Below are 13213 nucleotides of genomic sequence, written 5' to 3'. Positions count from 1 at the left end.
GTCGGTCCTTTTTATGAGTCGAGATCATGCACCACCGCGTTCGCGCCTGTCAAGGGGGGTGCGGCGATTCGGGGCAGATCTGGACGATCATCAGAAGCGTTTGGTTTCTCGCAGGTCAAGGCCGTATTTTCTGGCTCGCACCCATTGACACCGCCGCGCGCTCCTGGTTCCATTCAGCTCATTGGTCTGATCCTAAACCAAAGATTTCGGGGCGCCCGTCCCAGAGCCCGGACCGCGCCTCGCACGCCGGACCGCGACGCGAGCAAGGAGACCCCGTGCCACAGAATCCCCCGGTCGCCTCCGACCCACCGCTGACCCTCGACGAGCTGCGCCGCGACACCGCCTCCGGCGCCGTGGACACCGTCCTGGTGGCCTTCACCGACATGCAGGGCCGCCTCCAGGGCAAGCGGCTCTCCGCGCGCTTCTTCCTGGAGGAGGTGGTCGGGCACGGCACCGAGGGCTGCGGGTACCTGCTCGCCGTGGACGTGGACATGGACACCGTCGACGGGTACGCGATGTCCTCCTGGGACACCGGCTACGGCGACTTCGTCATGGCTCCGGACCTGTCCACCCTGCGGCGCACGCCCTGGGCCGAGGGCGCCGCCATGGTCCAGGCCGACCTGACCTGGCACGACGGCAGTCCGGTCGCGCCCTCGCCCCGGCAGATCCTCAGGCGACAGACCGAGCGTCTCGCCGAGCGCGGGTGGCGGGCGATGGTCGGGACGGAGCTGGAGTTCGTCGTCTACCGCGACAGCTACGAGCAGGCGTGGGACCGGGGCTACCGCGACCTCACCCCGGCCAACCGCTACAACGTCGACTACTCGGTGCTCGGCGGCGCCCGCGTCGAACCCCTGCTGCGCCGGATCCGCAACGAGCTGGGCGCGGCGGGGCTCTACGCGGAGTCGGCCAAGGGCGAGTGCAACCTCGGCCAGCACGAGATCGCCTTCCGCTTCGACGAGGCCGTGCGCACGTGCGACAACCACGCCGTGTACAAGAACGCCGCCAAGGAGATCGCCGCCCAGGAGGGCATGTCGATCACCTTCATGGCCAAGCCCAACCAGCGCGAGGGCAACTCCTGCCACATCCACGTCTCCCTGCGCGAGGAGGACGGCACTCCGGTCATGGCCGGGGGCGAGGGCCTGTCGGCGACCGGACGACACTTCCTCGCCGGGCAGATGGCCGCGCTGCGCGAGTTCACGCTGCTGCTGGCGCCCAACATCAACTCCTACAAGCGGTACGTGCCGGGAAGCTTCGCCCCGACCGCGGTCGCGTGGGGCCGCGACAACCGCACGTGCGCGCTGCGGCTGGTCGGCCACGGGCCCTCGCTGCGCGTGGAGAACCGCGTTCCGGGCGGGGACGTCAACCCCTACCTCGCCAACGCCGCGCTGATCGCGGCCGGGCTGCACGGGATCGACGAGGCACTGGAGCCGGGCAACCCCTTCGAGGGCAACGCCTACACCTCCGGACTGCCCACCGTGCCCGCCACGATGCGCGACGCGCTCACCGCGTGGGAGGACAGCGCCCTGGCCCGCGAGGTATTCGGCGACGAGGTCGTCGAACACTACGCCAACTACGCCCGGGTGGAGCTGGCCGCCTTCGACGCGGCCGTCACCGACTGGGAGATGTACCGGGGCTTCGAACGGCTCTGACCGCGCGACACCCACCCGAGCACCGACCGCGCCCGTCCCACCGACCGGCGCCCCAGACCACGAAGGAGCACGATGCCCGACGCACCGACCGTCCAGCGGGTGGTCGACCCCGCCACCGAGGCGGTGATCGCCGAAGTCCCGCTGGCCGGGGAGAAGGAGGTCGACGCGGCCGTCGAGCGCGCCCGCGCCGCCGCCCCCGCCTGGCGGGCGACGGCCCCGGGCGACCGGGCCCGGCTGCTGCGCGCGGTCGCCGCGAGGATCGACGAGCACCGCGAGGAACTGGCCCAGACGGAGGTCCGCAACGCCGGGCACCCCGTGGAACAGGCGCGGTGGGAGGCGGGCAACGCGCGCGACGTGTTCGAGTACTTCGCCGCCGCCCCCGAACGGGCGACCGGACGGCAGATCCCCGTGCCCGGCGGGTGGAGCGTGACCTTCGCCGAGCCGCTGGGCGTGGTCGGGGTGATCGTGCCGTGGAACTTCCCGATGCCGGTGCTGTCATGGGGCGCCGCCCCCGCCCTGGCCGCCGGGAACACGGTGGTCGTCAAGCCGTCCGAGCTGACGCCGCTCACCGCGCTGCGGATCGCCGAGCTCGCGCGGGAGGCCGGACTGCCCGAGGGGGTGTTCCAGGTGCTGCCCGGCACGGGTCCCGTCGCCGGTGAGCGCCTGGTCCGGCATCCGGGGGTCGACAAGATCGTGTTCACCGGGTCCACGGCGGTCGGCCGCCGGATCATGGCCGCCGCCGCCGACGACTTCACCCGGGTCACGCTGGAGCTGGGCGGCAAGAGCGCCAACGTCGTCTTCGCCGACGCCGACCTGGAGAAGGCGGCGGCCGGCGCCCCCGGCGGTGCGTTCGACAACGCGGGCCAGGACTGCTGCGCGCGTTCGAGGGTCCTGGTGCAAAGGTCGGTGTTCGACCGGTTCCTGGAGCTGTTGGAACCCGCCGTCACCGGGATCGGCGTCGGCGACCCGTCCGACCCGGCGACGGTGATGGGGCCGCTGATCTCGGCGGCCCAGCGCGACCGGGTCGCCTCCTACGTGCCCGACGACGCGCCGGTGGCGTTCCGGGGAACGGCTCCGGACGGACCCGGGTTCTGGTTCCCGCCCACCGTGCTCACCCCCACCGACCGGGACGCCCGCGTGCTGCGCGAGGAGGTGTTCGGCCCGGTGATGTGCGTGGTGCCGTTCGAGGACGAGGCCGAGGCGGTCGCGCTGGCCAACGACTCCGAGTACGGCCTGGCCGGTTCCGTGTGGACGCGCGACGTGGGCCGGGCGCTGCGCGTGGCGCGGGCGGTGCGGGCCGGGAACCTGTCGGTGAACTCCCACTCGGCGGTGCGCTACTGGACGCGTTCGGCGGGATGGGGCACTCCGGCATCGGCCGCGAGCTGGGTCCGGACGCCTGGAGGCGTTCACCGAGACCAAGACCGTGTTCGTCTCCGACGACACCTGAGGACACGGCCGTATCAGGACACCCGGCGCGACCGCGCCGGGTCCAGGCAGGGACATCCACCCGAGGGGGGAACATGCAGCGGTTCGACGGGCGCGTGGCCGTGATCACGGGCGCGGGCAGCGGGATCGGCAGGGCCACCGCGCTGCGGCTGGCGCGGGAGGGCGCGCGGATCGTCGCGGTCGACGTGGACGTGGAGGGCGGCGAGCGGGTCGCCAAGGACACCGACGGGCTGTTCGTCCGCGCGGACGTGACCGACGAGGACCAGGTGCGCGAGGCGTTCGCGACCGCGCGCTCCGCCTACGGTAGCGTGGACGTGGCGTTCAACAACGCGGGGATCTCGCCGCCCGACGACGACTCGATCCTCACCACCGGGATCGACGCCTGGCGCCGGGTGCAGGAGGTCAACCTGACCTCGGTCTACCTGTGCTGCAAGTACGCGCTGCCGCACATGCGCGAGCAGGGGCGCGGGTCGATCGTGAACACGGCGTCGTTCGTGGCGACGATGGGCGCGGCGACCTCGCAGATCTCCTACACCGCGAGCAAGGGCGGGGTGCTGGCACTCAGCCGCGAGCTGGGCGTGCAGTTCGCGCGGGAGGGCATCCGCGTCAACGCGCTCTCGCCCGGTCCGGTGAACACGCCGCTGCTCCAGGAGCTGTTCGCCAAGGACCCCGAGCGCGCCCAGCGCCGCCTGGTGCACGTGCCGCTGGGCCGGTTCGCCGAGGTGACCGAGATCGCCGCCGCCGTGGCCTTCTTGGCCAGCGACGACGCCTCGTTCATCACCGCGTCCAACTTCCTGGTGGACGGCGGGATCTCGGGGGCCTACGTCACCCCCCTGTAGGGCACGCAGGAGCCGACCGCACGGGAAAGGGGGGCCGATGCGCCCCGTCATCGGAATCTCCGCCTACGCCGAACGGGCCAGGTGGGGTGAGGCGTGGGACCTGCCCGCGGTCCTGCTGCCGCGGGCCTACGCCGACCAGGTCGCGGACACGGGCGGCGTGCCGGTGCTGCTGCCGCCCCTGTCCGGGGTGGACGGAGCCGTGGAGCGGCTCGACGGCCTCCTCCTGGCGGGCGGCGCCGACATCGACCCGGGCCGGTACGGGGCGCCGACCGACGCGCGGACCACCGGGGTGCTGGGCGCGCGGGACAGCGCCGAAATCGACCTGCTGGAGGCGGCGCTGGCCCGGGGGCTGCCGGTGCTGGGGGTGTGCCGGGGCATGCAGCTGCTCAACGTGGTGCGCGGCGGCACACTCAACCAGCACCTGCCCGACCTGGTGGGGCACCACGGGCACCGGGAGACGACGGGGGTGTTCGGCTCCCACCCGGTGACCGTGGCCGAGTTCTCCCGGACCGCCGACGTGCTGGGACGGACGGAACTGGAGGTGCCCACCTACCACCACCAGTCGCTCGCGGAGCTGGGCGAGGGCGTGGCGGCCACGGCGTGGGCGCAGGACGGGACGGTGGAGGCGATCGAGTACACCGACCGGTTCAACGTCCTGGGCGTGCAGTGGCACCCGGAGATGGGCGAGGACCCGTCGCTGTTCCACTGGCTGACGGAACGGGCGTCCGACGCCGGTCGGGGGTGAGCCGGGGAGGGCGCGCACGGCCCCGGGAGCGTCCTCAGCGGTGGGCGCCGTGCCACCGGGTCCGTTCCGTCCGGTTCCCGGCTCGGCGCCGGCGGTCCCTCCGGGGCCGCCCCGGGACACGCGGGTACGCTTTCGCCCAGACCCGCCGGGTGCACACCGGCGGCGCGTGCGCCAGGATCTCCCCATGCCCTTCACCCTCAGCCACGCGGCGGCCGTCCTGCCGCTGGCGCGCACACGACTGCCCACGGCCGCCCTCGTCGTCGGCGCGATCGTGCCCGACCTGCCGTACTATCTGCCGCTCCCGGTGCCGTCGGAGCACACCCACCACCCGTGGGGCGTTGGCACGGACGTGCTCGTGGGGGCGGTGGTCCTGATGCTGTACCGGTGCGTCCTGCTGGCCCCACTGCGCGCGCTCGCACCCTGGGTCGGCGCCGGTGCCGGCGGCCGACCGGGAGTGGGCGGGGCGTCGCTGACCGCGGCGGCGCTGGCGGTCGGGGCCCTGACCCACGTGGTCTGGGACTCCTTCACGCAGGTCGGCGGGGCGGCGGTCCAAGCGTGGCCGGTGCTGACCACCCCCGTCGTCGGCCCGCACCTGCTGTTCAACGTGCTGATGTACGCCAGTTCCGCGGGCGGTCTGGCGGCGGTGGCCTGGTGTGCGGTGCGCCGCGCACGGGCCGCGGGGCGCACCGTCGGCGCACTGGCCGGACGGGCGCGCGGAGCCGTGCTCGGGGGGATCGGCGTGTGCGCGGCGACGGGAGCGGTGATCGGGGTGCTGTCCGCCGCGCCGGCGCCGAGCCCCTACGACGCGGTGCGCGACGCGCTGATCGGCCTGGTCACCGGCGGCTGCGCCGGGCTTGGCGGCTACACGGCGGCGTGGTGGGGGCTGCGCGGGGCCCGCGCCCGCGCGTCCACGCCGCCCGCCGCCGCGACCGTGGTGACGGCGGTGACGGCGTCCGCCCTCGCTCCGGCCACGGGCTCACCGGACCCTGGAACCGCTGCGGTGACGGGGTTCTGGCCTCCTCCCCACCGCACTCCGCCGTCTTCGCAGGTCAGTGGCTTGCCTTGGTGAACTCGTGCGATAGAATTCGTACATAAGTTCGATTTCGGTACTTCTTCCCCACCGACCACACCAGCACCACGCCCCGGGGAGGGAGTCCATGCCGCACGACCTCGGCACGTGGACTTCGCCCACCTCAACGCCGTCTCCTCGGCCTCCATGCGCCACGGCGCCACCGCACCGCACCACCTGGTCGAACGCGCCGCCGAACTCGGCATGGACCTGCTCGCCCTCACCGACCGCGACGGCGTCTACGGCGCGGTCAAGCACGTGCGCGCCTGCCAGCGGGCCGGACTGCGCCCCGTCCTGGGCTGCAACCTCGCCGTCGCCTCCCCCGGCGGCGGACGAGTCACCCTCCTGGCCCGCGGCGCGGGCGGCTGGGCCTCCCTGTGCCGTCTGATCACCCAGGCGCACACCGCCAAGCCCGCCACCCCCGGCGCCGTCCCCGCCCTGTCCCCCGACCTGATCGCCGACCACGCGGAGGGGATCGTCGTCCTGGTCGGCCCCGACTCCGACGTGGGCGCCGCCCTGGCCGACGACCGCCCCGGACGGGCCCGGCGCCTCCTGGAGCGGTGGCGGGCCAGCGCGACCACGGCCGTGGAGATCGTCGACCACTACCTCCCCGGCCAGCGGCGCACCGCCCGAGCCCTGCTCGACCTGGCCGCGCGCACCCGGACCCTGGCGGTCCTCACCAACGCCGTGCGCTACCCGCGCGAGACCGACGCCGAGATCGCCCACGTGCTGGACCAGACCGCCCAGTGGAAGCCCGGCGGCGCCCGCCCCGGCCCCGCCACCAACCAGGCCCACCTCAAGAGCGGCGCCCGCATGCTGGAGGTCGCCGAACGCGTCTGCGGCGACACCGCCCAGGCCCGCCGCCTCATCGCCCACACCCTGGCCCTGGCCTCCTCCTGCGCCCTGGACCCCGACGCCGACCTGGGAATGGACCGCGTCCACCTGCCCGACGTCGCCGAACCCCGCGAGCGGCTCTGGCGCGACTGCGACGACGGCCTGCACCGGATCGGCCTGCACCGCGACCCCGCCGCCCGGCACCGTCTCGCCCAGGAACTGGAGGTCATCGAGTCCAAGGGCCTGTCCGCCTACTTCCTCACCGTCGCCGACGCCGCCGCGCGCATCCGCGACAAGGGCATCCGCTGCTCCATCCGCGGCTCGGGCACCGGCAGCCTGGTCAACCACCTCCTGGACGTGTCCGCCGTCAACCCGCTCGACCACGGCCTGGTCATGGAGCGCTTCCTGTCGCACAGCCGCACCGGCCTGCCCGACATCGACCTGGACGTGGAGTCGGCCCGCCGTCTGGAGGCCTACGACGCGGTGTTCGCCGCCTACCCCGACACCGCCTGCGTGTCCATGGCCGAGACCTACCGCGCCCGCAGCGCCATCCGCGACGTCGGCGCCGCCCTGGGCCTGCCCCCGCACGAGGTCGACGCCCTGGCCAAGGCCTTCCCCCACGTGCGGGCCCGACAGATCCGCGCCGCCACCGAGGACCTGCCCGAACTCCGCCACCTGCGCCGCGGGGAGGGCGGCGCCACGGCCCACGCCCTCTTCCGGCTCGCCGAGCGGCTCGACGGGCTGCCCCGGCACATCGCCATGCACCCGTGCGGACTGGTGGTCTCAGGGCCCTCCCTCCACGACCGCGCGCCCCTCGAACCCAGCCGCGCCGGGTACCCGATGGTCCAGTTCGACAAGGAGGACGTGGAGGAGATGGGGATGATCAAACTCGACGTCCTGGGCGTGCGCATGCAGTCGGCCATGGCCCACACCCGCGACGAGGTGGAGCGCACCACCGGCGAGCGCCTGGACCTGGACGCCCTGCCCCAGGACGAGGCCACCTACCGGATGATCGGCGCCTCCCGAACGCTGGGCTGCTTCCAGATCGAATCGCCCGGCCAGCGCGAACTGCTCAGCCGTCTGCGGCCGTCCGCCATGGGCGACCTCGTCGCCGACATCTCGCTCTTTCGCCCCGGCCCCGTCAACAGCGACATGATCACCCCCTACCTGTCCGCCCGCGACGGGCTGACCCCGCCGCGGCACCCCTCCCCCGTGCTGGCCGAGGTGCTCGCCGAGACCGGCGGCGTGGTCGTCTTCCACGAACAGGTGATCGGCGTGCTGCACGCCATGACCGGCTGCGGGCTCGACCAGGCCGAGACCATGCGCCGCCAGCTCAGCACCGAGGAGGGGCGCGAGAGGGTCCGGGCGACGTTCACCGCGATGGCCGTCGAGTGCGGGCACGACCGGGACACGGTGGAGAGGGTGTGGGACGTGCTGTCCTCCTTCGGGTCCTTCGGGTTCTGCAAGGCCCACGCCGCGGCCTTCGCCCTGCCCACCTACCAGTCGGCGTGGCTCAAACGGCACCACCCGGCCGCCTTCTACGCCGGGGTCCTCACCCACGAACCCGGCATGTACCCGCGCCGCGTCGTCGTCGGCGACGCCCGGCGCTTCGGCGTGCCCGTGCTGGGCCCCGACGTCAACCGCTCCGACTCCTGCTGGCGGGTGGAACCGGTGGCGGGACCGGCCGGTCCGGTCTGGGGGGTGCGCGCGTCCCTGGCCGACGTGCGCGCCATGACCGGGGCCGAGGTCGAACGCGTGTTGGCCGAGCGCCCCTTCCACTCACTCGCCGACACCGCCAACCGGGCCCGCCTGTCGCGCGAGGTCCTGGAGAACCTGGTGCGGGTGGGGGCCTTCGACGCGCTGTGCCGGATCGGCGACGATCCCGCCGCTCCCCGCCGACGCGACCTGCTGTTGCAGGTGAGCGCGTTGGATCGGGCGGGGAGGACGACCACCGACCCCGGGCAGGTCCCCCTGCCGATCCGCGACGGCGATCGGCACCCGGGCGCGCGGACCCTGCCCGGGATGACCGACGACGAGGTGGTCCGCGCCGAGCTGGAGGTCCTGGGCTACGAGATCGGCCGCCACCTGCTCGACTCCCACACCGGGCTCCTGTCCGCCCTGGCCGCGGGACACGGTCTGGTGCGCGCCCGCGACCTGCACCGGGCGCCGAACGGCCGGGAGGTGCTGGTGGCGGGAGTCAAGGTCGCCACGCAGACCCCGGCGGTGCGGTCGGGGCAGCGGATCATCTTCGGCACCCTGGACGACGCCACCGGGCTGGTGGACCTGACCTTCTTCGAGTCGGTGCAGGGCCGGTGCGCGGCCACGGTGTTCGGTTCGTGGCTGCTGGTCGCGCGCGGACGGGTGCGCCGGGCCGGGACGGGGATGGCCACGCTCACCGCCACGGACGCCTGGGATCTGAACGACCTGTCCCGGTCGTGGGAGGAGGAGGGCGCACCGGGGTTGGACCGCGCCCTGCGGTCCACGGCTCCCCCCGGGCGCTGGCACGGGTGGGCGGTCACCGCATCCGCTACGCCAGCGGGTTCCGGGTGTCGGCCTACGCCGACCTGCGCTCGCCCGGCACCGCCCCGCGCGGGCTGTGGCACGCCAGTCCCGGGAGCTCGGGCGGCTAGCGCGCGTTCAGCAGGCGGGCGAAGGCGGCGTCGACCTCTCCGGGCAGGCGCGCGGGATCGTCGGCGGCCTCGGCACGCCCGGCCTGGAAGCACGCGAGCGCGAGCTCGGAGGCGAGCACGGCGGTGCCCCGGTCGGCCCCCTGCTCGCGCAGCATCCGGTCCATCGCCTCGGCGTAGAGGCGGTACTTGGTGAGGCCGCGGGCGAGCAGTTCGGGGTGCGCGGCGACGAGGCGCTCGTGGCGCAGGTAGACGTCGTGGTGCTCGACCAGCCGGGTGACCAGGGCGGCCACGACCCCGCGCAGGTAGACCAGCGCGGCCCCCAGGGAGTCTCCGACGGGCTCCTCGGCGGGCGCGACGAATTCGCTCAGGACGGCGGGGTCGGGCTGCTGTTGGGCGCTGAAGACCACCTCCTGTTTGTCTCCGAAGTACCGGAAGAACGTCGCCCGGCCGACCTCGGCCCGTTCGGCGATGTCGTTGACGGTCACCCGGTCGAAGCCCCGCTCGGCGAACAGCGCGTGGGCGGCTTCGATGATCGCTTCGCGGGTGCGCCGCTGTTTGCGCTCGCGAAGTGACTCTGCGCGTGGGAGCGGTCGTTGCATGTCACCATCCTAGGATCCGGAGACCCCAGACCAAGAGGTACCAGGTGCCACATGGTGGGGACTCATCGCGCGTCGCGCAGGCACCCCCTCTCCCGTCCGTCACACCACCCCTCGCCGGTCAGCGGGAGCGGGAACCGCCCCTGCCCGGCCGTTGGGGACACCGGTGGTGGATGACCCGGTCGCCCGCGTGCACGCCGCGCCCGGCGGCGCGGACCGCGTCCGGGATCCGAGACGCGGACTCCCTTACGGTCAAGAATACGCTGGTCGGCCCGGACGTTCCCAGGCCCGGGGCCAGGAGCCCGACGACCGGTGCACGGGGCCGCCGGGCCGGCCACGGCGGCCGGGGACCGTCCCGCGAACCGGCCGTGCGCGGCGAGGCCGACCGGCGGCGCGCCACGAGGCGGTGGTGGTCGCGCGGCGTCGTTCGCAGCTGCCCGGACGCGTCAGTGGTCGTCCCAGTGCCCGTCGTGGAGTGCGTGCCGGTGCCCGTCGTGGACGTAGTGACGTGGTCCTGGTGCGGAACCGACACGTGGCCGCAGCCCTCACCGTGATGGTGGGTGTGGCCTTCGTGGACCAGGTGCTCTGTCGCCATGTCCCGCCCCCTCAGAACACGGGCGAAGCGCGAGTGAGGGCGCTCCACCCTCCTTTCCTGCCAGCGTAACAGCGACCTCCGGCAAAAGCGGGAAACAACATTTATCGCAAATCACGACAAAAATGTGTTCCATGGAATTCATTTCCTGCACCGTTCGCAGGCGGACCAGACTCCGAAGAGTTCGAAGGAGTCGTCGGCCGGCGTCCTCGCCGGCACGGTCCGTGGACGCGGGACGCCCGCCCGGGGGAGCATGCCGGGCGGGCGTCCACGGGGGGTGGGGGTCCTCGGGGCTATCCGACGAGCTCCTTGCCCTCGTCGCTGCGCTCCTCCGCGCCGCGCAGGTGGGCGAGGAAGCGGGCCAGCTCCTTCTTGACGATCGGGGCCAGCAGGTACAGGCCGATGATGTTGAACAGCGCCGCCGCGAACACCAGGCGTCGGCGATGCTCAGGACCGAGCCCAGGGTGAGGACGGAACCGATCACCAGCGCCGCGCAGTAGACGGTGAGGTAGGTGCGCTCGCTGCGCCGACCGGCGCCGAACAGGTGCGTCCAGCCCTTGAGGCCGTAGTAGCACCAGGTGATGACGGTGCTCAGCGCGAACAGGACGACCGCGACCGTCAGGACGTAGGGGAACCACGGCATGACGGTGGCGAAGGCGTCGGAGGTCAGGCTCACGCCGCCGGGAAGCTCGGCGCCCCCGGCCGCCGCCTCGCGAGCCGCCAGCCACGACTGCGGGGAGGCGATGACGATGGTCACCGCGGTCATGGTGCAGATGAGGACGGTGTCGATGAACGGGGCCAGCATGGCGACCAGACCCGCGCTGGCGGGATAGTCGGTCTTGACCGTGGCCAGCGCGATCGGGGAGGACCCGATCCCCGCCTCGTTGGAGAAGGCCGCCCGCTGGAAGCCGACGATCATCGCGCCGAGGGCGCCGCCCGCGACGCCGGTCGGGGAGAAGGCGCCGTCGACGATCTGCGCGATCGCGCCGGGCAGCAGGGAGACGTTGGCGCCGATGACGACGAGGCAGCCCGCCACGTAGATGAGCGCCATGGTCGGCACGAGCCTGCTGGTGACCTTGGTGATGCTGGCGATGCCGCCGATGACCACCACGCCGACGAGCACCGCGAGGACCACGCCGAAGGCGAAGGAGCCGAGGCCGCCGCCGAGCGGACCGCTCTGGCCGCCGGTGACCGTGCGCAGCTGTTCGAGGGTCTGGTTGGCCTGGAACATGTTGCCGCCCGCGATGGCGAAGATCAGCACGCACGCGGCGGTCAGGCCGGCCAGGGCCTTGCCGAGCGGGGCCAACCCGCGCTCGGCGAGCCCCTTGGCGAGGTACTTCATCGGACCGCCGCTGACCCGGCCCTCGGCGTCGATCTCGCGGTACCTGACGCCCAGCGTGCACTCGGCGAACTTGACGGCCATCATCAGCAGGCCCGCCAGGATCATCCAGAACGTGGCGCCCGGGCCGCCGATGGTGACCGCGATCGCCACGCCGGCGATGTTGCCGAGACCGACGGTGCCGGAGACGGCGGCGGTCAGCGCCTGGAAGTGGGTGACCTCGCCGGGCGCCGTGGCGCCGAGCCCGCGGCGGGTGATGCGCACCGCGGTCAGGGGCTGACGGAACTGGAGGAATCCCAGGTAGAGGGTGAAGGCCACGCCCGCTCCGATGAGCCAGGCGACGATCCAGGGGAACTCGACCCCGAAGACGGTGACCGTGGCGAACACCACGTCGCTGAGGAGGGTCGCGATCGGGTCGAACACCGCGTCGACCGCGCCTTCGATGGCGTCGCCGATGCTCTGCTGCTGGGGAGCGGCGTCAGCGCTGGTCATGGAGCGCACCTTTCGGCCGGAGAGGACGGACGGGCGACTCCGCGGACCCGGTGTGCGGGCCGCACGGGACCTCTCGGCCGCCTCGTGGGCGGTCGGCTCCGGTCCGTCGGACGGGCTTGGCGAAGTCCGGCGCCGGGGATGGCCGAGCGTTGAGCGCGGCTATGCGCACGCTTGAGCCGAACTTCACTTTCGGGATCCTAAGTGCATAAGAGTGGAAAGTGACATAAAAGACGCAAAGCTTTACTTTTACCCCAAGAGTCACACTGAGCGGCCACGCTGTGTCATCGCTGTTGACTTCGCGGCGCCCCGGGAAGGGGGAAGCCGGGCGGGGTGGGGCTTCCCGCACACCGCCGGACTCCACCCGCGGCCACCCACCGGCGTCACCGCCACGACCTGCGGGTATACCGATTCGTTATCTTGTGGGCCCCCTCAGGCGCCCTGTGCGACGCGGACGAGGATGTCGTAGGTCAGGGTCGTGTGCTCCAGCTGGACGCCGAGCCCCCGTGCCCACGCGTCCAGTTCCGCCCGCACCGCGGAGCCGTCGCGGTCGTCGTCCGCGACCACCTCCAGTTCCAGGAAGGCGCCCAGGTCCGCCACCTCGTCGAGGCAGACCAGCATCTCCCGCACGACACCGGTCCGCCGGTACTTGACGACGCGCAGGCTGGGCACGTACCCCATCCGCAGTACGGCGGCGTGCATCTGTCCCCGGTCGGCGACCGCCGTCTCGTGCTCGATGTGCTCCATCGGGTCGGCCGTCGGCGTCTTGGTGGTGAAGACGTGCAGCCCGTCCTGGGTCCGCAGGCGGCAGAACGTCCGCCCGATCCGGGGCGTGCCCGGCGTCCAGTCCGCCGGGGCGTAGGCCTGGTCGTCCTGGAGGACCGCCTGCCCCATGACCACCCCGGCTCGTTCCAGCGCGACCAGCAGCGCGGCGGGATCCGCCACGCGGTACTTGATCTCGATCTCCCTCATCGCGGACCCCTCG

7 protein-coding genes and 2 pseudogenes are annotated in these 13213 nt (G+C 73.0%); 6 read left to right on the top strand and 3 right to left on the bottom strand.

Features of this window, described 5'->3' with window-relative positions:
* Positions 1-275: 275 nt before the first annotated feature.
* The 6 genes and pseudogenes from BJF83_RS00470 to BJF83_RS00445 all read left to right on the top strand — a co-directional run bounded on the left by BJF83_RS00470 (position 276) and on the right by BJF83_RS00445 (position 9405).
* The gene (locus BJF83_RS00470) at positions 276-1649 is read left to right on the top strand and encodes a glutamine synthetase family protein (RefSeq protein WP_075924730.1); all 1374 of its coding nucleotides are present in this window, start codon (positions 276-278) and stop codon (positions 1647-1649) included.
* A 72-nt stretch (positions 1650-1721) separates the two neighbouring features.
* A pseudogene (locus tag BJF83_RS00465) lies at positions 1722-3096 on the top strand (aldehyde dehydrogenase family protein).
* 73 nt (positions 3097-3169) lie between these two features.
* The gene (locus BJF83_RS00460) at positions 3170-3934 is read left to right on the top strand and encodes a 3-oxoacyl-ACP reductase (RefSeq protein WP_075924729.1); all 765 of its coding nucleotides are present in this window, start codon (positions 3170-3172) and stop codon (positions 3932-3934) included.
* Positions 3935-3971: 37 nt separating this feature from the next.
* Positions 3972-4679, top strand: coding sequence for a gamma-glutamyl-gamma-aminobutyrate hydrolase family protein (locus BJF83_RS00455; protein ID WP_075924728.1), 708 nt, complete (start codon positions 3972-3974; stop codon positions 4677-4679).
* A 184-nt stretch (positions 4680-4863) separates the two neighbouring features.
* A complete protein-coding gene (locus BJF83_RS00450; RefSeq protein ID WP_083678353.1) occupies positions 4864-5748 on the top strand; it encodes a DUF4184 family protein in 885 nt (294 codons plus the stop codon).
* Positions 5749-5856: 108 nt separating this feature from the next.
* Entirely contained in the window at positions 5857-9405 is a 3549-nt protein-coding gene (locus tag BJF83_RS00445) for a DNA polymerase III subunit alpha (RefSeq protein WP_394329282.1), read from the top strand.
* A gap of 217 nt (positions 9406-9622) precedes the next feature.
* On the opposite strand, the pseudogene BJF83_RS30765 reads toward BJF83_RS00445, so the two are convergent.
* From BJF83_RS30765 to BJF83_RS00430, 3 genes and pseudogenes are all read right to left on the bottom strand, one after another.
* A pseudogene (locus BJF83_RS30765) lies at positions 9623-9811 on the bottom strand (helix-turn-helix domain-containing protein); the annotation flags it as partial.
* A 542-nt stretch (positions 9812-10353) separates the two neighbouring features.
* Entirely contained in the window at positions 10354-12231 is a 1878-nt protein-coding gene (locus BJF83_RS00435; protein WP_262391203.1) for a sodium:alanine symporter family protein, read from the bottom strand.
* Between the two features lie 429 nt (positions 12232-12660).
* Entirely contained in the window at positions 12661-13200 is a 540-nt protein-coding gene (locus BJF83_RS00430) for a class IV adenylate cyclase (RefSeq protein WP_075924726.1), read from the bottom strand.
* Positions 13201-13213: the final 13 nt, after the last annotated feature.

The sequence above is a fragment of the Nocardiopsis sp. CNR-923 genome, from assembly GCF_001942255.1.
Classification (GTDB): domain Bacteria; phylum Actinomycetota; class Actinomycetes; order Streptosporangiales; family Streptosporangiaceae; genus Nocardiopsis.
The sequence above is the reverse complement of the archived record's forward strand: the minus strand, read 5'-3'. Positions and strand labels throughout refer to the sequence as shown.